The following is a 26,260-nucleotide window of genomic DNA, read 5'->3' on the forward strand; positions in this document are numbered from 1 at the left end:
CACTGCGTGCGCGATACTGGGATTGAACCAGTGACCTCTTCCGTGTCAGGGAAGCGCTCTCCCGCTGAGCTAATCGCGCGGGGATCCTGATGGATCGGAGATCCTTGCGGATCAGTGGACGATACTGGGATTGAACCAGTGACCTCTTCCGTGTCAGGGAAGCGCTCTCCCGCTGAGCTAATCGTCCTTGGAGGTGGAGACGGGATTTGAACCCGTGTAGACGGCTTTGCAGGCCGTTGCCTCGCCTCTCGGCCACTCCACCCGGAGTGCGGGGGTCGGGAAGATCCCCCACGTCGAGCGGACGACGAGATTCGAACTCGCGACCCTCACCTTGGCAAGGTGATGCTCTACCAACTGAGCCACGTCCGCTTGTCGTTTCCGATCCGCTTTCGCGTCCCGGCGACGTGTTGAACTCTAGCGGATTCCTGGGCCAGCACAAAAACGCGTTTGCCCAGCGTGCTGCGCTGACCTCGGTCCGCAGCACCCCGCCGGTCCCCGCCATAGACTCACAGACGTGCACCACCTCGCTCCTCTGGCCCGCTTCGGCGGCCTCGTCGCAACCGATCTGCGGGACGTCACCAGTGACCCCGAGGCCCTCGACTCGACCGGATTCTGGGTCGTCGCCGCGGACTTCGAGGGTCGCTTGACCTGTGCGCGCTTCGGCGACGTCCGCCCCGGGCCGGTTCCCGAACCGGTCCCGGGCGCCTGGCGCGGGCCCGCCCCCGGCGACTGGCTGTCGTCGCTCGACCGCGAGGCGTACACCGCCGGCGTGCGTCGGATCCGCGAGCACATCGCGGCGGGCGACGTCTACCAGGCCAACCTCTGCCGGGTCCTCTCGGCGCCGCTGCCCGACCCGGCCGCCGACATCGACGCCCTGACCGCGCTGCTGGCGCGCGGCAACCCCGCCCCCTACGCCGGCACGATCCGGCTGCCCGCCCACGGCGTGGAGATCGCCACCGCCTCGCCCGAGCTCTATCTGCGACGCGACGGCCGCACCGTCGAATCCGGGCCGATCAAGGGCACCGGCCGGACCCCCGGGGACCTCCTCGCCAAGGACCACGCCGAGAACGTGATGATCGTGGACCTGGTCCGCAACGACCTGGGCCGGGTCTGCGCCGCCGGCTCCGTGACCGTTCCGGAACTGTGCGCGCTCCAGGCCCATCCCGGCCTGGTCCACCTGGTCTCCACCGTGCGCGGCGAGCTGACCGCCCGGGCCGGGTGGCCGGAACTGCTCAGGGCCACCTTCCCGCCCGGCTCGGTGACCGGCGCGCCCAAGACCAGCGCGCTGCGGATCATCGAGGCACTGGAGACCGCGCCGCGCGGCCCGTACTGCGGCGGCATCGGCTGGGTCGACGCCGACCGGCGCACCGCGCAGCTGGCCGTGGGGATACGCACGTTCTGGATCGACCGCACCGAGGGCCCGGCCCTCCTGCGCTTCGGCACCGGCGCCGGCATCACCTGGGGCTCCGATCCCGAACGGGAGTGGGCGGAGACCGAGCTCAAGGCGTCCCGGCTGCTCGCGGTAGCGTCGGGTGCCTACCGGGCGAGCGGAAGGACCATCGGGAAATGAAGCTGTGGGTCGACGGCGGGCTGCACGACGCGGACACCGCCAGGGTGTCCGTGCTGGACCACGGCCTGACCGTGGGCGACGGGGTCTTCGAGACGGTCAAGGCCGTGCACGGCCGGCCGTTCGCGCTGGAGCCGCACCTCGACCGGCTCGTCCGGTCCGCGCGCGGCCTCGGGCTGCCCGACCCGGACCTCGACGAGGTGCGCCGCGCCTGCGCGGCCGTCCTGGCCGCCAACCCCATGGCCCTGGGCCGGCTGCGCATCACCTACACCGGCGGGGTCTCCCCGCTCGGCTCCGACCGGGGGGAGGCCGGGACCACCCTCGTCGTGGCACTCGGCACGGCCGCTCCCCGCCCGGACACCACCGCCGTGATCACCGTCCCGTGGACCCGCAACGAGCGCGGCGCCCTGACCGGACTGAAGACCACCTCGTACGCGGAGAACGTCGTCGCCCTCGCGAAGGCCCGGGAACGCGGCGCCTCCGAGGCCCTCTTCGCCAACACCGCCGGCCGGCTGTGCGAGGGCACCGGCTCCAACGTCTTCGTCGTGCTGGACGGCGAGCCGCACACTCCGCCGGTCTCCTCCGGCTGCCTCGCCGGGATCACCCGCGCCCTGACCGTCGAGTGGACCGGGGCCCGTGAGACCGACCTGCCGATGGACGTCCTGGAACACGCCGAGGAGATCTTCCTGACCTCCACCCTCCGCGACGTCCAGGCGGTCCACCGGGTCGACGGACGCGAGCTGCCCGGCGCCCCGGGCCCGGTCACGGCCAAGGCCATGCGCGTCTTCGCCGAGCGCGCCGCACAGATGTGAGAGCCGGGGGCGCCCCGGTCGCGCGGTGGGTAGAACACCGGTGATGACCACCACCCTGCGGCCGGCCGGGCCGCTTCAGCAGACCACGGACGGCAGCCGCTCGCGCGCGTACGACATCTGCGTCAACAGCCGCCCCGTCGGCCGGATCGACCTGGCGACGGACCCCGGGTTCGGGCCGACGGCGGGGGTGATCCGCTCGCTGCGCGTCGACGAGCCCGACCGGGGGCGCGGGCGCGGCACCGTGGCCGTCCTCGCCGCCGAGGAGGTGCTGCGGGGCTGGGGCTGCGACCAGGTCCTGATCGCCGTCCCCGCCGGCGCCGGGGTCGCGCTGCGCATGGCCACCGCCCTCGGCTACACCGAGCGGGGCCGCGCCATGGCCAAGCGGCTCGACCCCGCTTCCGCCGGGCGCCCGGCCCCGCCTCCGGGTGTGACCTTCCGGCCCATGACCGGGGCGGAGTTCGACGTCTGGTCCGCGAGGTCCCTGGCGGCGTACGCCCGCGGCTGGGCCGACCGGGGCGCGTCCGAGGCCCAGGCCAGGTCCCGGGCGGAGGCCGGCCGCCGGGAGAACCTCCCCGACGGCCCGGTCACCGAGGGCGCCACCTTCCACCTCGCCGAACACGACGGCGCGGTCGTCGGCCACCTGTGGACCGGACGCCACCACGACACCCCCGACGCCACGGGCCGGTACGTCTTCGACATCGAGGTCGTCGAGGGCCGGCGCGGCCGGGGGTACGGACGCGCGCTGATGCGGTTCGCCGAACGGATCGCCCTGGAGCGCGGTGAGCGCGCGGTGGCGCTGCACGTCTTCGCGGACAACGCCCCGGCGCTGCGGCTGTACGAGTCGCTCGGCTACGCGACGACCCGGGTCGACGCCTACAAGCGGCTGCTCTAGGGGCGGGCGGCCAGCAGCCGGTCGGCGATCTCCTCGATCCGCCCGCGCAGGCCCTCCTGGCTGGTGCCGCCGTCCAGCCGTTCCCCGCCGATCACGTACGTGGGCGTGCCGGTGACGCCGATCGCCCTGCCCTCGGCCTGGTCCGCGTCGACGATCAGCAGGTGCCGGCCGTCGATCAGCGCCGTGTCGAACTCCTCGGCGTCAAGGCCCAGTTCCGCCGCCACCTCCAGCAGGACGGGCTCACCCCGGGACGCCAGCTCCTCGGTCCTGGCGAGCACGGCCTCGGCGTACGGCCAGCCCTTGCCCTGCGCCACGGCCTCCTCGGCGGCCTGGGCGGCGGCGTAGGCGTGCCGGTGCTTCTCCAGCGGGAAGTGCCGCAGCCGCACCTCCAGGCGGTCCTCGTAGCGGGCGCGCAACGCGCGCAGGTCCGCCAGGGCGGCGTGGCAGTCGGAGCACTGCAGCTCGCACCAGACATCGAGGACGAGGGGGGTGCCGGTCGCGGGGCCGGTGGTGCGGTCGGTCGTGGGGTCGTTCATGCCAGCAGTCTCCCAGCCGCGGCGCGGCCGGCCCAACCGGGGACCCGGGCGGGATCCCGACCCGGAGACGTCCCCGGAGATGTCCCCGCGGCGGGCCGGCACCATGGCCGCCGCACCCCTGTCCGGTGCAGGATGGAAGGGACGTACCGCCCCGTGTGCCTGGAGGACCGGATGCTTGCCGAGACGATCTGTTCAGCGGTGTCCGCGGCCGGGCTGGGCATCGCGGCCATCACGGCGTACCGGCGGCGGTTCCTCACCGCGGGCCGCCTCGCCGCGTACGCGCTCGTCCCGCTCGGACTGGTGCTGACGGGGGCCGTGGAATGGCTGGCGCGCACCGCGTTCAGCCCGGTGGCCTGGGCCGGGTTCGGGCTGCTCGGCGCGGCGTGGCTGCTCTTCGCGCTCACCCGGGCCGTCGAGCGGCGCCGGGGCGGCCGGGCCGGGGACGGGGCGGGGCGGGAGCCGCGCACCGCGACGGCCACCGGCGGGGGCAGCGGTCCGGCCGCCGCCGACCGCGCCGGCGGCCGTGCCGGCAGCGGCGCCGGGCCGGAGCGGGCCGCGTCCGGCGACGACTTCAGCGACATCGAGGCCATCCTCAAGAAGCACGGCATCTGACGTCCGATACCGCCTTTGCCCCCGGCCCCGGCGGGACACGCGGCAGGGACCACGGGAAGGGGTGAACCGCCCCCCGGAGAAATCGCGTTGGGCGCTCGGCGGGCGGCGCGCTGCGCCATCATCACCCCGACATGCTCGATGCCTCGCGGGATGAACCACCCGCCCCCGCCCAGGAGCCGCGCGGATGTCTGTTCGCGCTCTCCCAGCCGCCCTTGATGATCTTCCTCGCGGTGATCGGCTTCCTGCTGCTGATGGCCGCCGTGCACGACCTCTTCCTGCTGTAGGGCCGGTCGGGGCCGCTACCTCAGCGGGCCGCCGCCTCCTTGCGGCGTGCCCGGTACGCCGCGACGTGCAGTCGGTTACCGCAGGTACGGCTGTCGCAGTAGCGGCGCGAGCGGTTGCGGGACAGGTCCACGAAGGCCCGCCCGCAGTCCGGCGCCTCGCACCGGCGCAGCCGCTCCTGTTCGCCCGCCACCACGATGAAGGCCAGCGCCATCCCGCAGTCGGCTGCCAGGTGGTCGGCGACCGAAGCGCCGGGCGCGAAGTAGTGCACGTGCCAGTCGTAGCCGTCGTGGTCGGTCAGCTGCGGCGTGGTGCCCGCGGCGGCCACCAGCTGGTTGATCAGCTCCGCCGCGGTGCGGGCGTCGGTGGCCGAGAACACTTCGGTGAACCGGTTCCGCACCTCCCGGACCGCCCGCAGATCCGCTTCGCCGAGCTCGTCCACGCCGCTGAGGCTGTGGCTCCGTACGAACGCGTACAGCGACGCGATGTCGCCGAGCTCCTCGCCCCGGCCGCCCTCGGGGGCGGTGTTCATCAGGTCGACGACGGTGTCGAGGGCGATCCGGGTGTCGTGGGGGATCAGCACGAATTCGCTCCCTGGCAGGCTGCGGGCCGGTGCCCGCCGAATTGCGCTGACTCTAGCCGCTTCCGTGCCAGGCGCCCCGAGCGCGCCGGAACGGGGCCGAAAACGCCCCCGCGCCGCCAGCGCGACGGCTTGTCGCGGTGACGGCGCGGGCGGGCGCCACAGGTGGCCGCGCCGGTGGATGGCCATGTGTCATCCGCGCGGCGCCGTCGCCCCGAGTCGGACGGCGCCGTGCGGCTCTCTGCCTGGCTCAGCTTTCGGCCAGGATGTGGGAGAGCTCCGTGTCGAGATCGAAGTGCCGGTGCTCGGTGCCGGGCGGCACCGCGGCGTCGGTCCGCTTCAGGAACGACTCCAGGGCCCGCGCCGGGGCCTCGAGCAGGGCTTCGCCCTCGGGGGAGCTCAGGGCGATGCAGACGACGCCCTGGCCGTGGCTGCGGGACGGCCAGACTCTGACGTCGCCGGTTCCGGTGGGTCGGTGGAGCCCCTCCGCGAGAAGGTCGCGGGCGAAGACCCACTCGACCGTCTCCTCGGCTCCGGTGTGGAAGGTGGCGTGCACGGCGTAGGGATCGGCCGTGTCATACCGCAGGCCCGCCGGTACAGGCAGTGAGGACTCGCTCGACACAACGAGGCGCAGGTGCAGCTCGCAGCTGACCGTGGTGTTCATAAGCGCCAGGGCCTTTCGCTCAGTGTGCGCTCGGGGATTCGCACGTCGGCGAAATCGACATGCCACCTACGGTGCCGTTGTAAACCCCTCTGTCTGTTTTGTGGGCCTTGAGGTAGCTCGTATGGCGGTATGCAACCGGTGCTTATAGGGCCATTCCGGTACCCCGCCGACGTCCGGTAGGTTGGGCCTCATGAATGCGGAGAGTGACGAGCGGGGCAGGGTCGCCGAGAAGGCGGCCGGTGCGCCCGCGACGGGGGACGTGACGGGGAGCTCGGCGGCAGCGGCCGAGCCGGCGCTGGGATCGCGGGCGCCCGACTTCATCAAGGCACGGCGGACGCTCCACCTCAGCTGGCAGGTGGGGGTCTTCGTCGTCGGTCTGGCCGTGGTGGCCGCCGGGGTGTCCATGCTGGTGCTGCCCGGACCGGGCTGGGTCGTGATCTTCGGCGGCATGGCGATCTGGGCGACCGAGTTCGTCTGGGCCCAGCTGGTGCTGCGCTGGACGAAGCGGAAGGTCACCGCGGCGGCGCAGCGGGCGCTCGATCCCAAGGTGCGGCGGCGCAACATCGTCCTGACCACGACCGGTCTGGTGATCGTCGCCGCCCTGGCCGGCTACTACCTCTACCGGTTCGGGCTGGCGCTGCCCTGGAACATCGAGGAGTGATCCACGGCCCGGGAAACGGCCGGGGCGCCCTCGGGCCGCCCCCGGCCGGGGGTGCCCCGGACATGCGGTAATGTTTGCGGTGCGCCCGGGCGATTAGCTCAGTGGGAGAGCGCTTCGTTCACACCGAAGAGGTCACTGGTTCGAACCCAGTATCGCCCACCACCCGGATCAGCCGGACCGAAGGCCCCGGAGAGACCCCTCTCCGGGGCCTTCGGCGTCCCTGCCCGCAGACTGGGGCCATGAACTGGAACCACTACCGCTTCCGCAGCGTCTGGGACCTGCCCGCCCCGCCGGACACCGTCTACGCGGTCCTGGCGCGGCCCGAGGAGTACCCCCGCTGGTGGCCCCAGGTGCGCCGGACCGTCCTCCTCGACGAGCGCACCGGTGTCGTCCGCATCCGATCCGTCCTCCCGTACGACATCGTCGTCACGCTCGCCGAGCGGCGCCGCGACCCGGCCGCCCGGGTGCTGGAGACCACCCTGGACGGCGACTTGCGCGGGTGGGCCCGCTGGACCGTCACCGGGCACGGGACCGGCGGCGCCCGAGCGCTCTACGAGCAGGAGGTGGAGGTGCGCCGGCCCCTCATGCGGCGCCTGGCCGTACCGGGCCGGCCCGCCTTCCTGGTCAACCACCGGCTGATGATGCGCGCCGGACGCCGCGGCCTGGCCGCCGGGCTGGCGGGCGGTTTGAACACAGGGCGCCGGGACCTGTAAGGTTCAGTGCGTTCCCGGGCGATTAGCTCAGTGGGAGAGCGCTTCGTTCACACCGAAGAGGTCACTGGTTCGAACCCAGTATCGCCCACCGGGAAAGGCCGATCCGTGTCACACGGGTCGGCCTTCTGCGTTGCCCCCGCGCCGCCCGCGCCGCCCGCGCCGCCCGCGCCGCCCGCGCCGCCCGCGCCGCCCGCGCCGGCTGAGCCCGTGGGGCGCCGCGCTCCTCAGGCCGCCGCCGGCAGCTCGGGCCGCAGCGGCCAGGCCGGATCCACCGCCTCCGGTGACCCGTTGCGCGCGAACCACGCCTGCAGGCCCCGCGCCTGCGCCGCGTGCCACACCGCCTGCGCGGTGTGCAACTCGGCCGGCGACAGGTGGTCCAGGCGGGCGGCGTACCGCCGCCCCACCGCCCGTACGACGTCCAGCGCCGCCAGCGCGTCCGCGGCCGCGTCGTGCGCGCCCTCCAGCGCCACCCCGTACTGCTCGCACAGGTCCGTCAGGGTCCGACGGCCCTTGCGGTAGCGGTCCAGGTGCTTGTCCAGCACCCGCGGGTCCAGCACGCACAGCGGCGCGTTGCGCAGGTACCGCGACAGCGACGAAGCCCGGTGCCGGCGCAACTCCCGGTCCAGCAGCGTCAGATCGAACGGCGCGTTCATCACCACCAGCGGCCGCCCGGCCGCGCACTGCTCGGCCAGGACCCGGCCTATCTCCTCCATCACCGGCGCCGGCCACCGGCCGTTGCGCTGGAGGTGATCGTCCGTCAGGCCGTGCACGTCGGTGGCACCGGCCGGTACCGGTATGCCCGGATTGACCAGCCAGCGCGTCACCCGCACCCGTCCGCCCGCCGCGTCCTGCACCACCACGGCGGCCGAAACGATCCGGTCCTCCTCGACATCGACACCGGTCGTCTCCGTGTCGAACGCGGCCAGGGGGCCTTCGTACCAGAGCGTCATCCCCGAACTCCTCGCACCAGCCGGGCAGATGGCGTGATGCCCTGCCCGAATCGGTGATACCCGGGCTGTTTGCGCCGTACGCAACCCGGCGACAACACAAGTGACGGGCAGGCCGACTGACGCCCCGTCGCCCCCACTCACCACACGACGCCCGGAAGGCGTGAGGAGCCATGGCGCTCGCGCAGCCCGAACCCGGCGGGCTGCTGCCCCGGCGGGTCACACCGCTGCGGGGCGCACTCGCCACCACCGCGTGCATGGAGACCCTGCAAGTGGGCTACCTGCACGCCGTCGCGGCCGCCGCCGGCTGCTCGCTGTCCCAGCCCTTTCCCGACAACGGCATCGACTGGCACGTCAGCCACAGCGCCCCCGGGCACACGGTCGACGACGAAGTCACCATCAAAATCCAGCTCAAGAGCACGTACCAGATCCCGCCCCGCCCGCCGGGCCCCGCGTTCTCCTTCACCCTCGACAACGACCACCTGGTGAAGCTCGCCCGCACTCCCGTCTCGGTGCACAAGATCCTGGTCGTGATGCTGGTGCCCAGGGCCCGCGACGAATGGCTGCGCGCCGGCCACGACCGCCTGGACCTGCGGCACTGCTGCTACTGGACCAACCTCGCCGGCCACGCCGTGACCGGCCGGCGCTGCACCACCGTACGCGTCCCCACGACACGGATATTCGACGACCGGGCACTGTGCGAGATCATGACCCGGGTCGGCGCGGGAGGAAGCCCCTGATGCCATGGCCGACCGACGACACCGCCCGGCCCCTCCCGGCCGGCCACCCCCCGACGGCCTTCGACGGGGTGCCCGACCCCGGCCGGGTCGACCCGCTGGTGCTGGGCGCCCTGCTGGACCGGCACGGCTGGCGCCGCCGCGGCGGCGCCGCCGGACGCTACGCCCGCTGGACCCCGCCCGGCCCCGGCACGGGCGCCGCCAGCCTGCTGGTGCCCGAGAGCCGCTCCTTCCCGGACTGCGACGACCTGATCGGCGAGGCCCTCACCGCGCTCGCCCGCTGCGCCACGCCCTCCGCCCGCGAGGTGCTCGCCGGCCTCACCGTGCCCAGCGACGAGATCCGCTGGTGGCAGGAGGCCCCCGCCGGCCCCGGCGGAACCGTTCCGTGGCCCGTCCAGGAACAGTTGCGCGCCGCCGCCCGCCAGGTGCTCCTGGCCGGCGCCCTCGCGGTCCACGGGCGGGCCGGCTACCACGGCACACGCCACCGCCGGAAGGCCCGGGCCGCCCTGGACGGGGTCCTCGTGGCGACCGCCCCCGCCGGTCGGGGGCTCACCGCCTTCGTCCCGGTGGACCCGGGCCGCGCCCTGACCGTAGCGCTCCACCACGCCCTGTACGCGGCCCGGGACGCCGTCGACTACCAGCGGGCCACCGGCAGGACGGAGGCCTTCGGGGCCGCGGTCCGGGCCGGCGTGAGCCGTGAGCTGACCGAGGCGCTCATCGCGCTGGTCCGCGGCGCGGAAGGCGCGGGGATCGCCCTGGAATGGGCGCCCGCCGCCGGAGTGCCCGCGGGGTGCGCGGCACGGCCGGAACCCGTGGAGTTCTCACCGGGCGACCTGCCGGCGCTGCGGGCGGCGGGCGCCCGCTACCTCCGGGACGAGCCGTCGGTTCCGGTGCTGCTCACCGGCACGGTCGTCCGGATGCGCCGGCAGGGGCCGCGCGGCCCCGGGACCGTGCGCCTGCGGGTGCTCGCCGGGGCCGAGGTGCCGCACGTCCGGGTGGCCCTGGACGAGGTGGCCTACCGCACGGCCGGCCAGGCCCACCTGGCCGGGCTGCCCGTCCGGGTGGCGGGCCGGCTGGAGAGCCGGGGCGGCTTCCGCCGGCTGACGGACGCCTGTGACGTCGTCCCGGTGCGGGTGGACGAGGCGGAACGGGACCGGCTGATGAAGTCGCTGCGCGAGCCACCGGGATTCGGCGACCGGGCGGACTGAGGAACAACCGTTTCGCGGCCGGGGGCGGCGGCTCGGTACGATTCCGTCGTGCCGTGCGATACGTACGCGGCGCTTCCCCTTCAGTCAGGAGAGACCGGTGTCAGACGTCCGTGTGATCATCCAACGCGATTCCGAGCGGGAAGAGCGCGTGGTGACGACGGGCACTACGGCCGCCGATCTCTTCGCCGGCGAGCGCACCGTCGTGGCCGCGCGCATCGCGGGGGAGCTGAAGGACCTCGCGTACGGGATCGAGGACGGCCAGATCGTCGAGCCGGTCGAGATCTCCTCCGACGACGGCCTCGCCATCCTGCGCCACTCCACCGCCCACATCATGGCGCAGGCCGTGCAGGAGCTCTTCCCCGAGGCCAAGCTGGGCATCGGCCCGCCCATCCGGGACGGCTTCTACTACGACTTCGACGTGGCCGAGCCCTTCACCCCCGAGGACCTCAAGCGCATCGAGAAGAAGATGCAGGAGATCCAGAAGCGGGGGCAGCGGTTCTCGCGCCGGGTCACCACCGACGAGGACGCCCGTCAGGAGCTGGCGGACGAGCCGTACAAACTGGAGCTCATCGGCCTCAAGGGCAACGCGGCCAACGCCGCCGAGGGCGCGGACGCCGAGGTGGGCGGCGGCGAGCTGACCATCTACGACAACCTCGACGCCAAGACCGGCGAGCTGTGCTGGAAGGACCTCTGCCGCGGCCCGCACCTGCCCACCACCCGCGCCGTCCCCGCGTTCAAGCTGATGCGCTCGGCCGCCGCGTACTGGCGGGGCAGCGAGAAGAACCCCCAGCTCCAGCGGATCTACGGCACCGCCTGGCCGTCCAAGGACGAGCTGAAGGCGTACCTGGACTTCCTGGCCGAGGCCGAGAAGCGCGACCACCGCAAGCTCGGTGCCGAGCTGGACCTGTTCTCCTTCCCGGACGAGCTGGGCCCCGGCCTCGCGGTCTTCCACCCCAAGGGCGGGGTCATCCGCAAGGAGATGGAGCAGTACTCGCGGCGCCGGCACGAGGAGTCCGGGTACGAGTTCGTCAACACCCCGCACATCTCGAAGGAGAAGCTCTTCGAGACCTCGGGCCACCTGCCGAACTACGCCGACGGGATGTTCCCGCCCCTGGAGTTCGACGAGCAGAACTACCGCCTCAAGGCGATGAACTGCCCGATGCACAACCTGATCTTCAAGGCGCGCGGGCGGTCGTACCGTGAGCTGCCCCTGCGGATGTTCGAGTTCGGCACCGTCTACCGGTACGAGAAGTCGGGCGTGGTGCACGGGCTGACCCGCTCCCGCGGCTTCACCCAGGACGACTCCCACATCTACTGCACCCGGGAGCAGATGGCGGACGAGCTCGACTCGCTGCTCACCTTCGTCCTCGACCTGCTGCGGGACTACGGCCTGAACCAGTTCGAGCTGGAGCTGTCCACCCGGGACCCCGAGTCGGACAAGTTCATCGGCGAGGACGCGGAGTGGGAGGAGGCCACCGAGGCCCTCCGGCTGGCCGCCGAGAAGCAGGGGCTGCCGCTGGTGCCCGACCCGGGCGGCGCGGCCTACTACGGGCCGAAGATCTCCGTGCAGGTCCGGGACGCCATCGGCCGGTCCTGGCAGATGTCGACGATCCAGGTCGACTTCCAGCAGCCCAAGCGGTTCGGCCTGGAGTACACCGCGGCCGACGGCACCAAGCAGCAGCCGGTGATGATCCACCGCGCGCTGTTCGGCAGCATCGAGCGGTTCTTCGCGGTGCTGCTGGAGCACTACGCGGGCGCGTTCCCGGCGTGGCTGGCCCCGGTGCAGGCGCTGGGCATCCCGGTGGGCGACGCCCACGTCGGGTACCTGCGGGACTTCGCCGCCGAGGCGAAGGCCAAGGGCCTGCGGGTCGAGGTGGACGCCTCCTCCGACCGTATGCAGAAGAAGATCAGGAACGCCCAGAAGCAGAAGGTCCCGTTCATGATCATCGTCGGTGACGACGACATGAACGCCGGTACGGTGTCGTTCCGGTACCGCGACGGATCACAGGAGAACGGCATTCCTCGTGACCAGGCGCTGGCGAAGCTCGTTGAGGTGGTGGAGCGCCGCGAACAGGCGTGAGGTGATCCCCGCGTGAGCGGGGGGCGAGGGGCGGTCCCGGCCGGGGCCGCCCCTCGCCGTATCGACGTCACCCCCAGCGAATATGCTGGCCGACATGACGACTGAGCCGGAGCAGCAGATCGGAGTCGGGACGCCTGACGCGTTCCAGCGCCTGTGGACGCCCCACCGGATGGCGTACATCCAGGGCGAGAACAAGCCCACCGGCCCGGGGGCCGACGACGGCTGTCCGTTCTGCGCCATCCCCTCGAAGTCGGACGAGGACGGGCTGATCGTCGCCCGCGGCGACAAGGTCTACGCCGTGCTCAACCTCTATCCGTACACGGGTGGACACCTGATGGTCGTCCCCTTCCGGCACGTGGCCGACTACACCGAGCTGGACGAGGCCGAGACCGCCGAGCTCGCGCGGCTGACCAAGCAGGCCATGACCGCGCTGCGGGCCGCGTCCGGGGCGCACGGGTTCAACCTCGGGATGAACCAGGGCAGCGTCGCCGGCGCCGGTATCGCCGCCCACCTCCACCAGCACGTCGTGCCGCGGTGGGGCGGCGACACCAACTTCATGCCCGCCATCGGCCACACCAAGGTCCTGCCACAGCTCCTCGCCGACACCCGCAGGATGCTCGCCGGGGCGTGGCCCGGGGCGACCGGCTGATCACGCGTCGTAGACGTCCGCCTTCTTCGGCATCGGGTCCTGGACGAAGCCGCTCAGCACCATGGACCGGTTGCTGAAGCGCTCGGTGTCCACGCCGTGCTCCTCGAGCATCTTGATGGTCGCGGTGTGGACCGCCCGCATCACCGGGGTCGCGGCGCGGATGGCGTCGTCGGCCATGAAGCGGTGGCGCCAGGGCTGGTCGGCCCAGGCGTGCCGCAGGCCGAACGGCTCGGGCAGGACCAGCTTGCCGCCCAGGAAGTCCAGGACCGGCGGGAACCAGGTCAGGGGCGCGCGGACGGCCAGCCGGACCACTTCGTTCGTCTCCACCAGCGGGAGCATGATCTCCTTGGTCTCCCAGAACCGGACGGTCTTGGAGACCTCCTTCTTCTTGGGCTCCGGCTTGGTGGTGAACAGCGGGTGGACCGGGCCCAGGGCATGGCCGGTGACCTCGATGCGCAGCGTGTGCAGCAGCGCGGTGACGGTGACCATCATGGTGAGCACCAGCTGACCGTCCCAGAGGACGAACTGGACGCCCAGGTAGTGGCGGTTGCCCTTGCCGAACTGGTTCTCGTTGCACACGCGCTGTATCTCGTGCGGCTTCACCTGGTAGGCCACGACGTCCTCGCCGTCGGGGCGGGCGACCTCCTTGGCCCCCTCGCCGACCGGGACGACGATCCAGTGGTTGACCGACGGGGTGGGGAAGCCGGTCTTGAGCGTGCCGCGCTCCAGCAGTTTCAGCTGGTCGTGGATGGGCCTGATGACGTCCCAGGTGCGGAAGGCGTGGATCTCCTTGCCCTCGCGGGGGACGAGCTCCTCGGCGAGGTGCCAGCCGCCCCAGCGGGTGCCCATGCCGAGTATGCCCTTGGGGCCCGCGTAGAAGACGACGTTGGAGCGCTGTTCGGCGCTGAGCTTCTCCAGGGACTGGCGCAGTTCCTCGGCGGCGGTCTCGTTGGGGTCGTGCGGAACGGCCTCGGGGATCTTCGGGCCGACGCCGCCGCCGCTGAGCAGGCCTTCCCACCGGGCGCGCAGATCCCTGGCGGTGGTTTCGCAGATCCGCTTGGCGAGGAACCACCCCGCGACGGGCGCGACGACCATCACCCGCAGGTAGAGCGCCAGGAGGCCGGTGAACGGCAGCTTCAGCAGGAAGATCACGGCGAGGACGCCGACGGCCAGGAGCAGCGCGGAACCCAGGGCGCCGGCCCGCTTGTTGGCGGCGCCGGCGAGGCTGCGGCGCAGCTGGAACACGGCGAGCCAGATCAGCAGTCCGGGCAGGAAGACCACCCCGAAGACCAGCGTCACCAGGGTCAGCAGCTTGTCGCGCTGCTTGCGGATGCGGGTGGCGGCCAGGCAGTGCTCGACGATGGTCTGCGGCTCGGTGCCGAAGGACTGGATCAGCGGTTTGCGGGCGCCGCCCAGCATGCGCACCTGCACGGCCCGGGAGAACGCCTCCCCGAGGTTGGGCTCGAAGAGGCTGAACTTCCCCTTCTTCACCGTGGATTCGTGCCGCTCGTTGTTCGCCTTGAGGATCTCCTCGACGGGGCCGTCGCGGTACGCGGCGGAGGCGAGCGCGTGCGTCGCCACCGTCTGTCCGGCCGAGCCCTGGAGCGGGACCTGAGCCCCGGGGCCGAAACTGTCCATGGTCACTGCCGCCCCCATCGCCGCCTGTACCGCTGCCGCATCTCCCCGCTCTGCGGCTCTTCCCCATCACTGTGGTGCGCACACCTGGTGAGCTGGGCACTACAGAGTATCGGGGTGGCGCGCCGCGCGTCAGTGGATGCCGCGGGCCGTGGACAACGGAGTGCCGCCCGCCCCGGGGGAGTTGGACGGGCGGCAGGTCAACGCCGGTCAGGCGCCCACGCGTTCGCGGATCCTCTCGGCGATCTGTGGGGGCATCGGCTCGTGGCGGGCGTAGTCGCGGTCGAACCGGCCGGTTCCGTGCGAGATGGAGCGCAGGTCGATCGCGTACCGGCCGATCTCGATCTCCGGCACCTCGGCCCGTACCAGTGTGCGGCCCGGACCGGCCTGTTCGGTCCCCACGACGCGGCCACGCCGCCCGGACATGTCGCTCATCACCGGGCCGACGTACTCGTCCGGCACCAGGACCCGCACCTCGGCGACCGGCTCCAGCAGGCTGATCCTGGTGTCCGCCGCCGCCTCGCGCAGCGCCAGCGCGCCGGCGGTCTGGAAGGCGGCGTCGGAGGAGTCCACCGAGTGGGCCTTGCCGTCCACGAGCGTGACCCGCACGTCGACCAGGGGGTGGCCGGCGGCCACGCCGCGTGCGGCCTGGGACCGTACGCCCTTCTCCACGGAGGGGATGAACTGGCGCGGTACCGCGCCCCCCACCACCTTGTCGACGAACTCGACGCCCGAGCCGGGCGGCAGCGGCTCGACCTCGATCTCGCAGATCGCGTACTGGCCGTGCCCGCCGGACTGCTTCACATGGCGGCCGCGTCCGGTCGCCCGGCCGGCGAACGTCTCCCGCAGGGACACCTTGTGCGGTACGACGTCGACCTGGACGCCGTAGCGGCTGCGCAGCCGTTCCAGCGCCACGTCCATATGGGCCTCGCCCATGCACCACAGGACGACCTGGTGGGTGTCCTGGTTCTGTTCCAGCCGCATGGTGGGGTCCTCGGCGACCAGGCGTGCCAGCCCCTGCGACAGCTTGTCCTCGTCGGCCTTGCTGTGCGCCTGGACGGCCAGCGGCAGCAGCGGGTCCGGCATCGCCCAGGGCTCCACCAGCAGCGGGTCGTCCTTGGCGGAGAGGGTGTCGCCGGTCTCCGCGCGGTTCAGCTTGGCGACGCAGGCGATGTCACCGGCGACGCAGTGGTTCAGCTGGCGCTGCTGCTTGCCGAAGGGCGCGGTCAGGGCTCCGACGCGCTCGTCCACGTCGTGGTCCTCGTGGCCCCGGTCGGCGAGCCCGTGCCCGGAGACGTGGACGGTCTGGTCGGGGCGCAGGGTGCCGGAGAAGACCCGTACCAGGGAGATCCGGCCGACGTACGGGTCGGAGGAGGTCTTGACCACCTCCGCGACCAGCGGTCCGTCCGGGTCGCAGGTCAGCGGCGGGCGGGGGCGGCCGTCGGGGGTGGTGACGGCGGGGAGCTCGTGCTCCGGGGGGCTGGGGAAGCCACGGGTGATCAGGTCCAGCAGTTCCACCGTGCCGAGTCCCTGGCTCGCGCCGGGGGCGGCGGCCGCGGCGGCGAGGACCGGGTGGAAGGTACCCCGGGCGACGGCCTTCTCCAGGTCCTCGACGAGGGTCTTGAGGTCGATCTCCTCACCGCCGAGGTAGCGGTCCATGAGGGTCTCGTCCTCGCTCTCGGCGATGATCCCCTCGATCAACCGGTCGCGCGCCGTGTCGATGAGCGGAAGCTGGGCGTCGTCCGGGGGGTTCTCCGTCCGCCGGCCGGAGGAGTAGTCGAAGACCTTGCGGGTGAGCAGTCCGACCAGCCCGGTGGCGGGCGCGTGGCCGTCGGGTGTCTGGGGGCCCAGGACCGGCACGTAGAGCGGGAGCACGGCGTCGGGGTCGTCCCCGCCGAAGACGCGGCCGCACAGCCGGGTCAGTTCGTCGTAGTCGGTGCGGGCGGTGTCGAGGTGGGTGATGACGATGGCGCGGGGCATGCCGACGGCCGCGCACTCCTCCCACACCGCGCGGGTCGAGCCGACGACCGCGTCGGCCTCCTGGGCGGCCGAGACGACGAAGAGCGCCGCGTCGGCGGCGCGCAGGCCGGCCCGGAGCTCCCCGACGAAGTCGGCGTATCCGGGGGTGTCCAGCAGATTGATCTTGTGGCCGTCCCATTCGAGGGGGACCAGGGAGAGCTGTACGGAGCGCTGCTGGCGGTGCTCGATCTCGTCGTAGTCCGAGACGGTGCCGCCGTCCTCGACCCGGCCGGCCCGGTTGACCGCTCCGGCGGTCAGTGCGAGGGCCTCCACCAGGGTCGTCTTGCCGGAGCCGCTGTGGCCGACCAGCACCACGTTCCGTATCGATGCGGGCTGGTCGGCCGTTACCGCCCTGCCGGCGGCCCCGGGGTGTGTGTTCGCCTTGTCGCCCATGACTCGTCCTCCCGGTCGCGAATGCTCGGTGAGGTGGGGGAGCGCGCGGTGGCTCCGGTGATGCCCGCGTTGGTCTTCCGAGCTTTCCACTCAGGCCAGGTTGCGTCCATACGTCCGACACCGCGAGGGGAGGGCGGGTGCCGGCGCTGCCGTGCCGGCGTCCTGGCTACGATGGGCCAGCCGGTGGCCGTTGGGGCCGCGCGGCCCACCGACCCCTCGGGAAGGCCATGCTGAACAAGTACGCGCGTGCGTTTTTCACGCGTGTCCTCACACCGTTCGCCGCGTTTCTGCTCCGCCGCGGAGTGAGCCCCGACGCCGTCACCCTGATCGGCACGGCCGGTGTGGTGGCGGGTGCGCTGGTCTTCTTCCCCAGGGGGGAGTTCTTCTGGGGCACCATCGTCATCACGCTCTTCGTCTTCTCCGACCTCGTCGACGGCAACATGGCCCGGCAGGCGGGCATCTCCAGCCGCTGGGGCGCCTTCCTGGACTCGACGCTGGACCGGGTCGCCGACGGAGCCGTCTTCGGAGGCTTCGCGCTGTGGTACGCGGGCAGCGGCGACGACAACGTGCTGTGCGCCGTGGCGATCTTCTGCCTGACGAGCGGGCAGGTCGTGTCGTACACCAAGGCGCGCGGCGAGTCGATCGGGCTGCCGGTGGCGGTGAACGGGCTGGTGGAGCGGGCCGAGCGGCTGGTGATCTCGCTGGTCGCGGCGGGTCTGGCCGGACTGCACGGATTCGGTGTGCCGGGCGTCCAGGTCCTGCTGCCGATCGCGCTGTGGATCGTCGCGGTCGGCAGCGCGGTCACGCTGGGGCAGCGCGTGGTGACCGTCCGCCGCGAGTCGGCCGAGGCGGACGCGACCGGCCCCAGGGGAAGCGGGGCCACCTCATGAGCACGCTCAGGGACCGGGTGACGGACGGGCTGTACGGGCTCGGCTGGAGCACCGTCAAGAAGCTGCCCGAGCCGGTCGCGGTGGCGCTGGGCCGGCGTATCGCGGACACCACGTGGCGCCGGCGCGGTACCGGCGTGCTGCGGCTGGAGGCCAATCTGGCCCGGGTGCTGCCGGACGCCACGCCCGAGCGGTTGGCGGAGCTGTCGCGGGCCGGCATGCGCTCGTACCTGCGGTATTGGATGGAGTCCTTCCGGCTGCCCGCGTGGAGCGCGCAGCGTGTGAGGCAGTCCGTCGAGGTCAAGGACCTGCACCGGCTGACCGACGGGCTGGCCGCCGGCAAGGGCGTGATCCTGGCCCTGCCGCACTTGGCCAACTGGGACCTGGCGGGCGTCTTCCTGACCCGCGCCATGGGCGTGCCGTTCACGACGGTGGCCGAGCGGCTCAAACCGGAGACGCTGTTCGACCGGTTCGTCGCCTACCGCGAGTCCCTGGGCATGGAGGTGCTGCCGCACACCGGCGGCGCGGCCTTCGGGACCCTGGCGCGCCGGCTGCGGGCCGGCGGCCTGGTGTGCCTGGTCGCCGACCGGGACCTGTCCGCCTCGGGCGTCGAGGTGACGTTCTTCGGCGAGACGGCACGGATGCCGGCCGGCCCGGCGATGCTGGCGCAGCAGACCGGGGCGCTGCTGCTTCCGGCGACGCTCTGGTACGACGGCCCGGCGACGATGGCCGGGCAGGTGTACCCGCCCGTCGAGGTGCCCGCGACGGGCACCCGGGCGGAGAAGTCGGCCGTGATGACCCAGGCCCTGGCCGACGCCTTCGCGAGCGGTATCGCCGACCACCCGGAGGACTGGCACATGCTCCAGCGGCTGTGGACGGCGGACCTCGACGAGAACCGGGTGAAGCGGTGAGGATCGGCATCGTCTGCCCGTACTCCTGGGACGTGCCGGGCGGCGTCCAGTTCCACATCCGCGACCTGGCCGAGCACCTGATCCGGCTGGGGCACGGGGTGTCGGTGCTGGCACCGGCCGACGACGAGACGCCGCTGCCGCCGTACGTGGTGTCGGCGGGGCGCGCGGTGCCCGTGCCCTACAACGGCTCGGTGGCCCGGCTCAACTTCGGGTTCCTCTCGGCGGCCCGGGTGCGGCGCTGGCTGCACGACGGCACGTTCGACGTGATCCACATCCACGAGCCGGCCTCCCCCTCGCTGGGCCTGCTGTCGTGCTGGGCGGCGCAGGGGCCGATCGTGGCGACGTTCCACACGTCCAACCCGCGCTCCCGCGCCATGATCGCCGCGTACCCGATCCTCCAGCCCGCGCTGGAGAAGATCAGCGCGCGGATCGCGGTGAGCGAGTACGCCCGCCGGACACTGGTGGAGCACCTGGGGGGCGACGCCGTGGTCATCCCCAACGGCGTCGACGTGGACTTCTTCGCCAAGGCCGACCCCAGACCGGAGTGGCAGGGCGACACCCTGGGCTTCATCGGCCGGATCGACGAGCCCCGCAAGGGCCTGCCGGTGCTGATGAAGGCGCTGCCCGCGATCCTCGCGGCCCGGCCGCGCACCCGGCTGCTGGTGGCCGGGCGCGGCGACGAGGAGGAGGCCGTCGCCTCGCTGCCCGTCGACATGCGGCGGAGGGTGGAGTTCCTCGGCATGGTCAGCGACGAGGACAAGGCGCGGCTGCTGCGCAGCGTCGACCTGTACGTGGCGCCCAACACCGGCGGCGAGAGTTTCGGCATCATCCTGGTCGAGGCCCTGTCGGCGGGCGCTCCGGTGCTGGCCAGCGACCTGGACGCGTTCGCCCAGGTGCTGGACCAGGGCGCGGCGGGGGAGCTGTTCGCCAACGAGGACGCCGACGCGCTGGCCTCGGCCGCGATCCGGCTGCTCGGCGACCCCGACCGGCGCCAGGAACTCCACGAACGGGGCAGTGCGCACGTCCGCCGCTTCGACTGGTCGACGGTCGGCGCGGACATCCTCGCGGTGTACGAGACGGTCACGGACGGGGCGGCGTCGGTCGCCACGGACGAGCGGCTCGGCCTGCGCGCGCGGTGGGGGCTGGCTCGGGACCAGGAGCGCCCCTGAGACCGGCCGGAACCTGCCCCCGGGCGGCGCTCCGGGGGCAGCATGACCCCCATGGGACACCACTGGGAGATACGCAGGCTCGACCTCGGCCACTTCGTCCGGCCCGCCGCCGAGGCGGGTGGGGAGCACCCGCGGGTGGAGCCGGTGCTGGCGTACCTGGTACGCCACGACGCCGGCGTCCTGCTCTTCGACAGCGGCGTCGGCACCGGCTCCCCCGACGCCGACGCGCACTACCGGCCCCGGCGCAACGACCTCGCCGCCGCGCTCGCCGCCCAGGGCCTGGGCCTCGGCGACATCGACGTCGTGGTCAACTGCCACCTGCACTTCGACCACTGCGGCGGCAACCCCCTCCTCCCCGGCCGCCCGGTCTTCGTGCAGCGCGCCGAACTGGCCGCCGCCCGGGCGGGCGGGTACACCATCGAGGCCCTGGTGGACTTCCCCGGCGCGCGGTACGAGGAGGCCGACGGCGAGGCGGAGGTCTGGCCGGGGGTGCGTGTCGTGCCGACGCCCGGGCACACGGCGGGGCACCAGTCGCTGGTGGTCTCCGGGCGCCAGGGGACGGTGGTGCTGGCCGGGCAGGCGTACGACTTCGCCTCCCACTTCGCCTCCGCCGAGATGGCCCGCCGCGCCGCACTCGGCACGGTGGGCCCACCACCGGCCCCGTACCGCCCGTGGCTGGACCGGCTGGCGGCCTTCGGCCCGCACCGGGTGCTGTTCGCCCATGACCGCTCGGTGTGGGAAGGGCGCATGCCGGTGCCCCGGTAGCCTTGCCGCCCGTGACCGCAACCCTCATCTGGATCGCCGTAGCCCTGTTCGCCATCGGCCTGTACCTGAGCTGGACCGCCGGGCGGCTCGACCGGCTGCACGCCCGGATCGACGCCGCCCGTGCCGCGCTGGACGCCCAACTGCTCCGCCGGGCCTCGGTCGCCCAGGAGCTGGCGACCTCGGGGGTGCTCGACCCGGCCGCGTCGATCGTGCTCTACGAGGCCGCGCACGCCGCCCGGCAGGCCGACGAGGAACATCGGGAGGTCGCGGAGAGCGAGCTGAGCCAGGCGCTGCGGGCGGTGTTCGGCGAGCCGGAGCAGATGGAGGCGGTGGGCGAGGCACCGGGCGGCGAGGAGGCGGCCGGGGAGTTGGCGGCCGCGGTCCGCAGGGTGCCCATGGCCCGCCGCTTCCACAACGACGCGGTACGGGCGGCGCGCGCCCTGCGCAGGCACCGCACGGTGCGCTGGTTCCGGCTGGCGGGCCACGCCCCGTTCCCGATGGCCTTCGAGATGGACGACGAGCCACCGGTGGCCCTGGCCGACCGCCCCGGCAGTGGCTGATCGTTCCACCAGAACGAGCCACCGCCTCACCATTGGCCCTTGCTGTGGCCCCCCGGTCCGGGTTTCCTCGGGAGAGTCGTCACCACCCCGTTCTTCCCGAGTGAGGTTCCCTCCGTGTCCAGCACGCTTCCCACCACCCCCCAGACCCCCGAGACCGGCACCGCCCGTGTGAAGCGCGGCATGGCCGAGCAGCTCAAGGGCGGCGTGATCATGGACGTGGTCAACGCCGAGCAGGCGAAGATCGCCGAGGACGCCGGCGCCGTCGCCGTCATGGCCCTGGAGCGGGTCCCCGCCGACATCCGCAAGGACGGCGGCGTGGCCCGGATGTCCGACCCGAACATGATCGAGGAGATCATCGAAGCGGTCTCCATCCCGGTCATGGCCAAGTCCCGCATCGGCCACTTCGTCGAGGCCCAGGTCCTGCAGTCGCTGGGTGTCGACTACATCGACGAGTCCGAGGTCCTCACCCCGGCCGACGAGGTCAACCACTCCGACAAGTGGGCCTTCACCACCCCCTTCGTCTGCGGTGCCACCAACCTGGGCGAGGCCCTGCGCCGTATCGCCGAGGGCGCGGCCATGATCCGCTCCAAGGGCGAGGCCGGTACCGGCAACGTCGTCGAGGCCGTCCGCCACCTGCGCCAGATCAAGAACGAGATCGCCAAGCTGCGCGGCTTCGACAACAACGAGCTGTACGCCGCCGCCAAGGAGCTTCGCGCCCCCTACGAGCTGGTCAAGGAGGTGTCCGAGCTCGGCAAGCTGCCGGTCGTGCTCTTCTCCGCCGGCGGTGTGGCCACCCCGGCCGACGCCGCGCTGATGCGCCAGCTCGGCGCCGAGGGCGTCTTCGTGGGCTCCGGCATCTTCAAGTCGGGCGACCCGGCCAAGCGCGCCGCCGCCATCGTGAAGGCCACCACCTTCTACGACGACCCGAAGATCATCGCGGACGCCTCCCGCAACCTGGGCGAGGCCATGGTCGGCATCAACTGCGACACGCTGCCCGAGGCCGAGCGCTACGCCAACCGCGGCTGGTAACACATGAGCACTCCGGTCATCGGCGTCCTGGCCCTCCAGGGCGATGTACGGGAGCACCTGATCGCCCTGGCCGCGGCGGACGCCGTGGCCAGGCCGGTGAGGCGTCCCGAGGAACTCGACGAGGTGGACGGCCTGGTCGTCCCCGGCGGCGAGTCCACCACCATCTCCAAACTGGCCGCGCTGTTCGGCCTGCTGGAGCCCCTGCGTGAGCGCATCGGCGCCGGCCTGCCCGTCTACGGCACCTGTGCCGGCCTGATCATGCTCGCCGACAAGATCCTCGACCCGCGCTCGGGCCAGGAGACCTTCGGCGGCATCGACATGATCGTGCGCCGCAACGCCTTCGGGCGGCAGAACGAGTCCTTCGAGGCGGCCGTCGAGGTCGCCGGCGTCGAGGGCGGCCCCGTCGAGGGCGTCTTCATCCGCGCCCCGTGGGTCGAGTCGGTCGGCGCCCGCGCCGAGGTCGTGGCCGAGCACGGCGGTCACATCGTCGCCGTACGGCAGGGCAACGCCCTGGCCACCTCCTTCCACCCGGAACTGACCGGCGACCACCGGGTGCACGCCCTGTTCGTCGAGATGGTGCGGGCGGCGCGCTGACGCGATCCCGGTAGGATCTCTGGGGTTCGTCCAGAAATTGGTTACGCGAAGGAGACAGGCAGATGTCCGGCCACTCTAAATGGGCTACGACGAAGCACAAGAAGGCCGTGATCGACGCCAAGCGCGGCAAGCTCTTCGCGAAGCTGATCAAGAACATCGAGGTCGCGGCCCGCACCGGCGGCGCCGACCCGGACGGCAACCCGACCCTCTTCGACGCCATCCAGAAGGCCAAGAAGAGCTCAGTACCGAACAAGAACATCGACTCCGCCGTCAAGCGCGGCGCCGGCCTGGAGGCCGGTGGCGCCGACTACGAGACGATCATGTACGAGGGGTACGGCCCGAACGGTGTCGCGGTGCTCATCGAGTGCCTGACCGACAACCGCAACCGCGCCGCCTCCGACGTACGGGTGGCGATGACCCGCAACGGCGGATCCATGGCGGACCCGGGCTCGGTGTCCTACCTGTTCAACCGCAAGGGCGTGGTGATCGTCCCCAAGGGCGAGCTGACCGAGGACGACGTCCTGGGCGCCGTCCTGGACGCGGGGGCCGAGGAGGTCAACGACCTCGGTGAGACCTTCGAGGTGCTCAGCGAGGCCACCGACCTGGTCGCGGTCCGTACCGCGCTCCAGGAGGCCGGCATCGACTACGACTCGGCCGACGCCAACTTCGTCCCGACCATGCAGGTCGAGCTGGACGAGGAGGGCGCGCGCAAGATCTTCAAGCTGATCGACGCCCTGGAGGACAGCGACGACGTGCAGAACGTCTTCGCCAACTTCGACATCTCCGACGACGTCATGGCGAAGGTCGACGCCTGACCCACGCACCCACGGCGGGCCGACGGGAACATCCCCCGTCGGCCCGCCGCGTTGTCGGCCGTTGTCAGTGCCTGCCGATAGCCTGCACAAACACATGAACGAAGTCGGGCCAGGGAGGGGCAGCGTGCGCGTTCTCGGGGTGGACCCAGGGCTGACCCGGTGCGGCGTCGGCGTGGTCGAAGGCGTCGCGGGCCGCCCGCTCGCCATGCTCGGCGTGGGTGTGGTCCGCACGCCCGCGGAGGCGGAGACCGGCCACCGGCTCGTCGCCATCGAGCGCGGCATCGAGGAGTGGCTGGACGCCCACCGGCCCGAACTGGTCGCCGTGGAACGGGTGTTCAGCCAGCACAACGTGCGTACGGTGATGGGCACCGCCCAGGCCAGCGCGGTCGCCATCCTGTGCGCCTCCCGGCGGGGCATCCCCGTCGCCCTGCACACGCCCAGCGAGGTCAAGGCCGCCGTCACCGGCAGCGGCCGCGCGGACAAGGCGCAGGTGGGAGCCATGGTCACCCGGCTGCTGCGGCTCGACGCCCCGCCCAGACCCGCCGACGCGGCCGACGCCCTCGCCCTCGCCATCTGCCACATCTGGCGCGCCCCCGCGCAGAACCGCCTCCAGCAGGCGGTCGCCGCCCAACGAGCAAGGAAAGGCCGCACCGCATGATCGCCTTCGTCTCCGGCCCGGTCGCCGCCCTCGCCCCGACCACCGCGGTGATCGAGGTGGGCGGCATCGGCATGGCCGTCCAGTGCGCACCGAACACCCTGTCCGGCCTGCGAGTGGGTCAGGAGGCCAGACTGGCCACCTCCCTGGTGGTCCGGGAGGACTCACTGACGCTGTACGGCTTCGCCGACGACGACGAGCGCCAGGTATTCGAGCTGCTGCAGACCGCCAGCGGGGTGGGGCCGCGGCTGGCCCAGGCCATGCTCGCCGTGCACAGCCCGGACGCGCTGCGCGCCGCGGTGGCCTCCGGCGACGAGAAGGCGCTCACCGCCGTCCCCGGCATCGGCAAGAAGGGCGCCCAGAAGCTGCTGCTGGAGCTCAAGGACCGGCTCGGCGAGCCGGCCGGCGCGCACATCGGCGGGCAGGGCGCCAAAGCCGCCCCCGCGTCCTGGCGCGACCAGTTGCACGCAGCCCTGATCGGCCTGGGGTACGCCACCCGCGAGGCCGAGGAGGCGGTCGCCGCGGTCGCCCCGCGGGCCGAGGCGGCGGGCGGCGAGCCGCAGATCGGGCAGCTGCTCAAGGCGGCCCTCCAGACGCTCAACCGCACCCGCTGATCATGTACACGACAGACCGCGAGGCAGACCTCATGGATTGGGACGACACCAGCAGCCGGCCGCCGGCCCCGCCGGACGGGTACGGCCCCGACGGCACGGGCCCCGGCGGCGCGGCCGACGCGGCGGAGCGGCTCGTCGGCGCGTCCGCCGACGGCGAGGACCAGGCCGTCGAGGCGGCCCTGCGCCCCAAGTCGCTGGCCGAGTTCGTGGGCCAGGAGCGGGTCCGCGAGCAGCTCGACCTGGTCCTCAAGGCGGCCCTGGCGCGCGGCGCCACCGCCGACCACGTCCTGCTCTCCGGCGCTCCCGGCCTCGGCAAGACCACCCTGTCGATGATCATCGCGGCCGAGATGGGCGCCCCCATCCGGATCACCTCCGGCCCCGCCATCCAGCACGCCGGCGACCTCGCCGCGATCCTCTCCTCCCTCCAGGAGGGGGAGGTGCTCTTCCTCGACGAGATCCACCGCATGTCCCGGCCCGCCGAGGAGATGCTCTACATGGCCATGGAGGACTTCCGGGTCGACGTCATCGTCGGCAAGGGGCCGGGCGCCACCGCCATCCCGCTGGAGCTGCCGCCCTTCACCCTGGTCGGCGCCACCACCCGGGCCGGGCTCCTGCCGCCCCCGCTGCGTGACCGTTTCGGCTTCACCGCCCACATGGAGTTCTACGCCCCGGCCGAGCTGGAGCGCGTGGTCCACCGCTCCGCCCAGCTCCTCGACGTCGACATCGAGCCCGACGGGGCCACCGAGATCGCCGGGCGCTCCCGCGGCACGCCCCGTATCGCCAACCGCCTGCTGCGCCGCGTCCGCGACTACGCCCAGGTCAAGGCCGACGGGCTGATCACCCGTGACATCGCCGCCACGGCGCTCGCGGTGTACGAGGTCGACGAGCGGGGCCTGGACCGGCTGGACCGGGCCGTGCTCCAGGCCCTGCTGAAGCTCTTCGGGGGCGGGCCGGTCGGGGTGTCCACCCTGGCCGTGGCCGTGGGAGAGGAACGCGAGACGGTCGAGGAGGTCGCCGAACCGTTCCTGGTACGGGAGGGACTGCTGGCCCGGACCCCCCGCGGGCGGGTCGCGACCCCCGCCGCGTGGGCGCATCTCGGTCTGGTGCCGCCGCAGGCCCAGGGGCCGGGAAGCGGACAACAGGGCCTGTTCGGGGCGTGACGGCGAGGTCAGTCGCGGGGGCAGGAACCGCGGTGCCATGCTGGGCGTTGTTCCAATGATGCGGACTCGCCTAGACTCCGCCGATGCCGACCCTTCTGGTCGGCGTGCCCACCC

The 26,260-nt window shown here is 72.6% G+C and carries 28 protein-coding genes and 6 tRNA genes; 24 read left to right on the top strand and 10 right to left on the bottom strand.

Features of this window, described 5'->3' with window-relative positions:
* Positions 1 to 7: 7 nt before the first annotated feature.
* The 4 genes from AB0H53_RS20905 to AB0H53_RS20920 form a co-directional block, all read right to left on the bottom strand.
* Positions 8 to 79: transfer RNA gene (locus tag AB0H53_RS20905), tRNA-Val, on the bottom strand.
* A 36-nt stretch (positions 80 to 115) separates the two neighbouring features.
* Positions 116 to 187 (bottom strand) — tRNA-Val (locus AB0H53_RS20910).
* Position 188: 1 nt separating this feature from the next.
* Positions 189 to 262, bottom strand: a tRNA-Cys gene (locus tag AB0H53_RS20915).
* 34 nt (positions 263 to 296) lie between these two features.
* A tRNA-Gly gene (locus AB0H53_RS20920) sits at positions 297 to 369 on the bottom strand.
* A gap of 145 nt (positions 370 to 514) precedes the next feature.
* Here AB0H53_RS20920 and AB0H53_RS20925 point away from each other — a divergent pair.
* The 3 genes from AB0H53_RS20925 to AB0H53_RS20935 are packed head-to-tail and all read left to right on the top strand — an operon-like array spanning position 515 to position 3,271.
* Entirely contained in the window at positions 515 to 1,570 is a 1,056-nt protein-coding gene (locus AB0H53_RS20925; RefSeq protein ID WP_362115243.1) for a chorismate-binding protein, read from the top strand.
* Positions 1,567 to 2,379: an aminodeoxychorismate lyase gene (locus tag AB0H53_RS20930; protein ID WP_362115246.1), complete on the top strand. Its 813-nt coding sequence runs from the start codon at positions 1,567 to 1,569 to the stop codon at positions 2,377 to 2,379. The genes AB0H53_RS20925 and AB0H53_RS20930 overlap by 4 nt, the downstream gene beginning before the upstream one ends.
* Positions 2,380 to 2,422: 43 nt before the next feature.
* A complete protein-coding gene (locus AB0H53_RS20935) occupies positions 2,423 to 3,271 on the top strand; it encodes a GNAT family N-acetyltransferase (protein WP_362115249.1) in 849 nt (282 codons plus the stop codon).
* Here AB0H53_RS20935 and AB0H53_RS20940 read toward each other — a convergent pair.
* A complete protein-coding gene (locus AB0H53_RS20940) occupies positions 3,268 to 3,807 on the bottom strand; it encodes a DsbA family protein (protein WP_362115252.1) in 540 nt (179 codons plus the stop codon). The genes AB0H53_RS20935 and AB0H53_RS20940 overlap by 4 nt on opposite strands.
* 171 nt (positions 3,808 to 3,978) lie before the next feature.
* On the opposite strand from AB0H53_RS20940, the gene AB0H53_RS20945 reads away from it, so the two are divergent.
* Both AB0H53_RS20945 and AB0H53_RS20950 read left to right on the top strand, forming a co-directional pair.
* Entirely contained in the window at positions 3,979 to 4,419 is a 441-nt protein-coding gene (locus AB0H53_RS20945; protein ID WP_362115255.1) for a hypothetical protein, read from the top strand.
* Between the two features lie 131 nt (positions 4,420 to 4,550).
* Positions 4,551 to 4,703: a hypothetical protein gene (locus tag AB0H53_RS20950; protein WP_362115258.1), complete on the top strand. Its 153-nt coding sequence runs from the start codon at positions 4,551 to 4,553 to the stop codon at positions 4,701 to 4,703.
* A 20-nt stretch (positions 4,704 to 4,723) separates the two neighbouring features.
* Here AB0H53_RS20950 and AB0H53_RS20955 read toward each other — a convergent pair whose 3' ends face one another.
* A complete protein-coding gene (locus tag AB0H53_RS20955) occupies positions 4,724 to 5,284 on the bottom strand; it encodes a CGNR zinc finger domain-containing protein (protein ID WP_362115261.1) in 561 nt (186 codons plus the stop codon).
* Between the two features lie 247 nt (positions 5,285 to 5,531).
* Complete coding sequence (locus tag AB0H53_RS20960; RefSeq protein WP_003959770.1) at positions 5,532 to 5,945, bottom strand: SsgA family sporulation/cell division regulator; 414 nt, start codon at positions 5,943 to 5,945, stop codon at positions 5,532 to 5,534.
* A 190-nt stretch (positions 5,946 to 6,135) separates the two neighbouring features.
* Here AB0H53_RS20960 and AB0H53_RS20965 point away from each other — a divergent pair, with 190 nt between their 5' ends.
* The 4 genes from AB0H53_RS20965 to AB0H53_RS20980 all read left to right on the top strand — a co-directional run bounded on the left by AB0H53_RS20965 (position 6,136) and on the right by AB0H53_RS20980 (position 7,407).
* Positions 6,136 to 6,606: a TIGR02611 family protein gene (locus AB0H53_RS20965; RefSeq protein WP_362115264.1), complete on the top strand. Its 471-nt coding sequence runs from the start codon at positions 6,136 to 6,138 to the stop codon at positions 6,604 to 6,606.
* 87 nt (positions 6,607 to 6,693) lie between these two features.
* Positions 6,694 to 6,768: transfer RNA gene (locus AB0H53_RS20970), tRNA-Val, on the top strand.
* Between the two features lie 77 nt (positions 6,769 to 6,845).
* Positions 6,846 to 7,319, top strand: coding sequence for an SRPBCC family protein (locus AB0H53_RS20975; protein ID WP_362115267.1), 474 nt, complete (start codon positions 6,846 to 6,848; stop codon positions 7,317 to 7,319).
* A 16-nt stretch (positions 7,320 to 7,335) separates the two neighbouring features.
* Positions 7,336 to 7,407: transfer RNA gene (locus AB0H53_RS20980), tRNA-Val, on the top strand.
* A gap of 136 nt (positions 7,408 to 7,543) precedes the next feature.
* On the opposite strand, the gene AB0H53_RS20985 is transcribed toward AB0H53_RS20980, so the two are convergent.
* A complete protein-coding gene (locus AB0H53_RS20985; RefSeq protein WP_362115270.1) occupies positions 7,544 to 8,269 on the bottom strand; it encodes a 3'-5' exonuclease in 726 nt (241 codons plus the stop codon).
* Between the two features lie 170 nt (positions 8,270 to 8,439).
* Here AB0H53_RS20985 and AB0H53_RS20990 point away from each other — a divergent pair, with 170 nt between their 5' ends.
* The 4 genes from AB0H53_RS20990 (at position 8,440) to AB0H53_RS21005 (ending at position 12,940) form a co-directional block, all read left to right on the top strand.
* A complete protein-coding gene (locus tag AB0H53_RS20990) occupies positions 8,440 to 9,006 on the top strand; it encodes a DUF4365 domain-containing protein (RefSeq protein WP_362115273.1) in 567 nt (188 codons plus the stop codon).
* Positions 9,006 to 10,211, top strand: a complete 1,206-nt coding sequence (locus AB0H53_RS20995) for a hypothetical protein (protein WP_362115276.1) — start codon at positions 9,006 to 9,008, stop codon at positions 10,209 to 10,211. The genes AB0H53_RS20990 and AB0H53_RS20995 overlap by 1 nt, the downstream gene beginning before the upstream one ends.
* Positions 10,212 to 10,308: 97 nt before the next feature.
* Positions 10,309 to 12,291, top strand: coding sequence for a threonine--tRNA ligase (gene thrS, locus AB0H53_RS21000; protein WP_362115279.1), 1,983 nt, complete (start codon positions 10,309 to 10,311; stop codon positions 12,289 to 12,291).
* 82 nt (positions 12,292 to 12,373) lie between these two features.
* A complete protein-coding gene (locus AB0H53_RS21005) occupies positions 12,374 to 12,940 on the top strand; it encodes an HIT domain-containing protein (RefSeq protein ID WP_362115282.1) in 567 nt (188 codons plus the stop codon).
* On the opposite strand, the gene AB0H53_RS21010 is transcribed toward AB0H53_RS21005, so the two are convergent.
* On the bottom strand, positions 12,941 to 14,578 hold the full coding sequence (locus tag AB0H53_RS21010) for a hypothetical protein (RefSeq protein WP_362115436.1): 1,638 nt from the start codon (positions 14,576 to 14,578) through the stop codon (positions 12,941 to 12,943).
* A 207-nt stretch (positions 14,579 to 14,785) separates the two neighbouring features.
* Positions 14,786 to 16,987 (bottom strand): elongation factor G-like protein EF-G2, encoded by a 2,202-nt coding sequence (locus tag AB0H53_RS21015; protein WP_362115285.1) that lies wholly within the window; start codon positions 16,985 to 16,987, stop codon positions 14,786 to 14,788.
* A 227-nt stretch (positions 16,988 to 17,214) separates the two neighbouring features.
* Between AB0H53_RS21015 and pgsA the strand changes: the two genes are divergently transcribed.
* The 11 genes from pgsA (at position 17,215) to ruvB (ending at position 26,146) form a co-directional block, all read left to right on the top strand.
* Positions 17,215 to 17,877 (top strand): phosphatidylinositol phosphate synthase, encoded by a 663-nt coding sequence (gene pgsA, locus AB0H53_RS21020; protein WP_362115288.1) that lies wholly within the window; start codon positions 17,215 to 17,217, stop codon positions 17,875 to 17,877.
* Entirely contained in the window at positions 17,874 to 18,785 is a 912-nt protein-coding gene (locus AB0H53_RS21025) for a phosphatidylinositol mannoside acyltransferase (RefSeq protein WP_362115291.1), read from the top strand. Before pgsA ends, AB0H53_RS21025 begins: the two co-directional genes overlap by 4 nt.
* Positions 18,782 to 19,954 (top strand): glycosyltransferase family 4 protein, encoded by a 1,173-nt coding sequence (locus AB0H53_RS21030; protein WP_362115294.1) that lies wholly within the window; start codon positions 18,782 to 18,784, stop codon positions 19,952 to 19,954. The genes AB0H53_RS21025 and AB0H53_RS21030 overlap by 4 nt, the downstream gene beginning before the upstream one ends.
* 51 nt (positions 19,955 to 20,005) lie before the next feature.
* Complete coding sequence (locus AB0H53_RS21035) at positions 20,006 to 20,719, top strand: N-acyl homoserine lactonase family protein (protein WP_362115297.1); 714 nt, start codon at positions 20,006 to 20,008, stop codon at positions 20,717 to 20,719.
* Positions 20,720 to 20,730: 11 nt separating this feature from the next.
* The gene (locus AB0H53_RS21040) at positions 20,731 to 21,279 is read left to right on the top strand and encodes a hypothetical protein (RefSeq protein WP_362115300.1); all 549 of its coding nucleotides are present in this window, start codon (positions 20,731 to 20,733) and stop codon (positions 21,277 to 21,279) included.
* Positions 21,280 to 21,393: 114 nt separating this feature from the next.
* Entirely contained in the window at positions 21,394 to 22,308 is a 915-nt protein-coding gene (pdxS, locus tag AB0H53_RS21045) for a pyridoxal 5'-phosphate synthase lyase subunit PdxS (RefSeq protein WP_362115303.1), read from the top strand.
* 3 nt (positions 22,309 to 22,311) lie between these two features.
* Positions 22,312 to 22,902: a pyridoxal 5'-phosphate synthase glutaminase subunit PdxT gene (pdxT, locus tag AB0H53_RS21050; RefSeq protein WP_362115306.1), complete on the top strand. Its 591-nt coding sequence runs from the start codon at positions 22,312 to 22,314 to the stop codon at positions 22,900 to 22,902.
* Positions 22,903 to 22,964: 62 nt separating this feature from the next.
* A complete protein-coding gene (locus tag AB0H53_RS21055; protein WP_362115309.1) occupies positions 22,965 to 23,717 on the top strand; it encodes a YebC/PmpR family DNA-binding transcriptional regulator in 753 nt (250 codons plus the stop codon).
* A 124-nt stretch (positions 23,718 to 23,841) separates the two neighbouring features.
* Positions 23,842 to 24,375, top strand: coding sequence for a crossover junction endodeoxyribonuclease RuvC (gene ruvC, locus AB0H53_RS21060; protein ID WP_362115312.1), 534 nt, complete (start codon positions 23,842 to 23,844; stop codon positions 24,373 to 24,375).
* Positions 24,372 to 24,986 carry a Holliday junction branch migration protein RuvA gene (gene ruvA / locus AB0H53_RS21065; protein WP_362115315.1) on the top strand — a complete coding sequence of 205 codons (615 nt, stop codon included), beginning with the start codon at positions 24,372 to 24,374 and terminating at the stop codon, positions 24,984 to 24,986. Before ruvC ends, ruvA begins: the two co-directional genes overlap by 4 nt.
* Before the next feature lie 32 nt (positions 24,987 to 25,018).
* A complete protein-coding gene (gene ruvB, locus AB0H53_RS21070) occupies positions 25,019 to 26,146 on the top strand; it encodes a Holliday junction branch migration DNA helicase RuvB (protein ID WP_362115439.1) in 1,128 nt (375 codons plus the stop codon).
* Positions 26,147 to 26,260 lie beyond the last annotated feature (114 nt).

This window comes from Streptomyces sp. NPDC050856, assembly GCF_040653855.1.
Classification (GTDB): Bacteria; Actinomycetota; Actinomycetes; order Streptomycetales; family Streptomycetaceae; genus Streptomyces.

Excerpts from the sequence above, each read along its gene's own strand:
- AB0H53_RS20930 (WP_362115246.1), top strand. The coding sequence starts at position 1,567 with ATGAAGCTGTGGGTCGACGGCGGGCTGCACGACGCGGACACCGCCAGG.
- AB0H53_RS20935 (WP_362115249.1), top strand. The coding sequence starts at position 2,423 with ATGACCACCACCCTGCGGCCGGCCGGGCCGCTTCAGCAGACCACGGAC.
- AB0H53_RS20940 (WP_362115252.1), bottom strand. The coding sequence starts at position 3,807 with ATGAACGACCCCACGACCGACCGCACCACCGGCCCCGCGACCGGCACC.
- AB0H53_RS20945 (WP_362115255.1), top strand. The coding sequence starts at position 3,979 with ATGCTTGCCGAGACGATCTGTTCAGCGGTGTCCGCGGCCGGGCTGGGC.
- AB0H53_RS20950 (WP_362115258.1), top strand. The coding sequence starts at position 4,551 with ATGCTCGATGCCTCGCGGGATGAACCACCCGCCCCCGCCCAGGAGCCG.
- AB0H53_RS20960 (WP_003959770.1), bottom strand. The coding sequence starts at position 5,945 with ATGAACACCACGGTCAGCTGCGAGCTGCACCTGCGCCTCGTTGTGTCG.
- AB0H53_RS20965 (WP_362115264.1), top strand. The coding sequence starts at position 6,136 with ATGAATGCGGAGAGTGACGAGCGGGGCAGGGTCGCCGAGAAGGCGGCC.
- AB0H53_RS20975 (WP_362115267.1), top strand. The coding sequence starts at position 6,846 with ATGAACTGGAACCACTACCGCTTCCGCAGCGTCTGGGACCTGCCCGCC.
- AB0H53_RS20985 (WP_362115270.1), bottom strand. The coding sequence starts at position 8,269 with ATGACGCTCTGGTACGAAGGCCCCCTGGCCGCGTTCGACACGGAGACG.
- AB0H53_RS20990 (WP_362115273.1), top strand. The coding sequence starts at position 8,440 with ATGGCGCTCGCGCAGCCCGAACCCGGCGGGCTGCTGCCCCGGCGGGTC.
- AB0H53_RS20995 (WP_362115276.1), top strand. The coding sequence starts at position 9,006 with ATGCCATGGCCGACCGACGACACCGCCCGGCCCCTCCCGGCCGGCCAC.
- AB0H53_RS21005 (WP_362115282.1), top strand. The coding sequence starts at position 12,374 with ATGCTGGCCGACATGACGACTGAGCCGGAGCAGCAGATCGGAGTCGGG.
- AB0H53_RS21010 (WP_362115436.1), bottom strand. The coding sequence starts at position 14,578 with ATGGACAGTTTCGGCCCCGGGGCTCAGGTCCCGCTCCAGGGCTCGGCC.
- AB0H53_RS21015 (WP_362115285.1), bottom strand. The coding sequence starts at position 16,987 with ATGGGCGACAAGGCGAACACACACCCCGGGGCCGCCGGCAGGGCGGTA.
- pgsA (WP_362115288.1), top strand. The coding sequence starts at position 17,215 with ATGCTGAACAAGTACGCGCGTGCGTTTTTCACGCGTGTCCTCACACCG.
- AB0H53_RS21025 (WP_362115291.1), top strand. The coding sequence starts at position 17,874 with ATGAGCACGCTCAGGGACCGGGTGACGGACGGGCTGTACGGGCTCGGC.
- AB0H53_RS21035 (WP_362115297.1), top strand. The coding sequence starts at position 20,006 with ATGGGACACCACTGGGAGATACGCAGGCTCGACCTCGGCCACTTCGTC.
- pdxT (WP_362115306.1), top strand. The coding sequence starts at position 22,312 with ATGAGCACTCCGGTCATCGGCGTCCTGGCCCTCCAGGGCGATGTACGG.
- AB0H53_RS21055 (WP_362115309.1), top strand. The coding sequence starts at position 22,965 with ATGTCCGGCCACTCTAAATGGGCTACGACGAAGCACAAGAAGGCCGTG.
- ruvA (WP_362115315.1), top strand. The coding sequence starts at position 24,372 with ATGATCGCCTTCGTCTCCGGCCCGGTCGCCGCCCTCGCCCCGACCACC.
- ruvB (WP_362115439.1), top strand. The coding sequence starts at position 25,019 with ATGGATTGGGACGACACCAGCAGCCGGCCGCCGGCCCCGCCGGACGGG.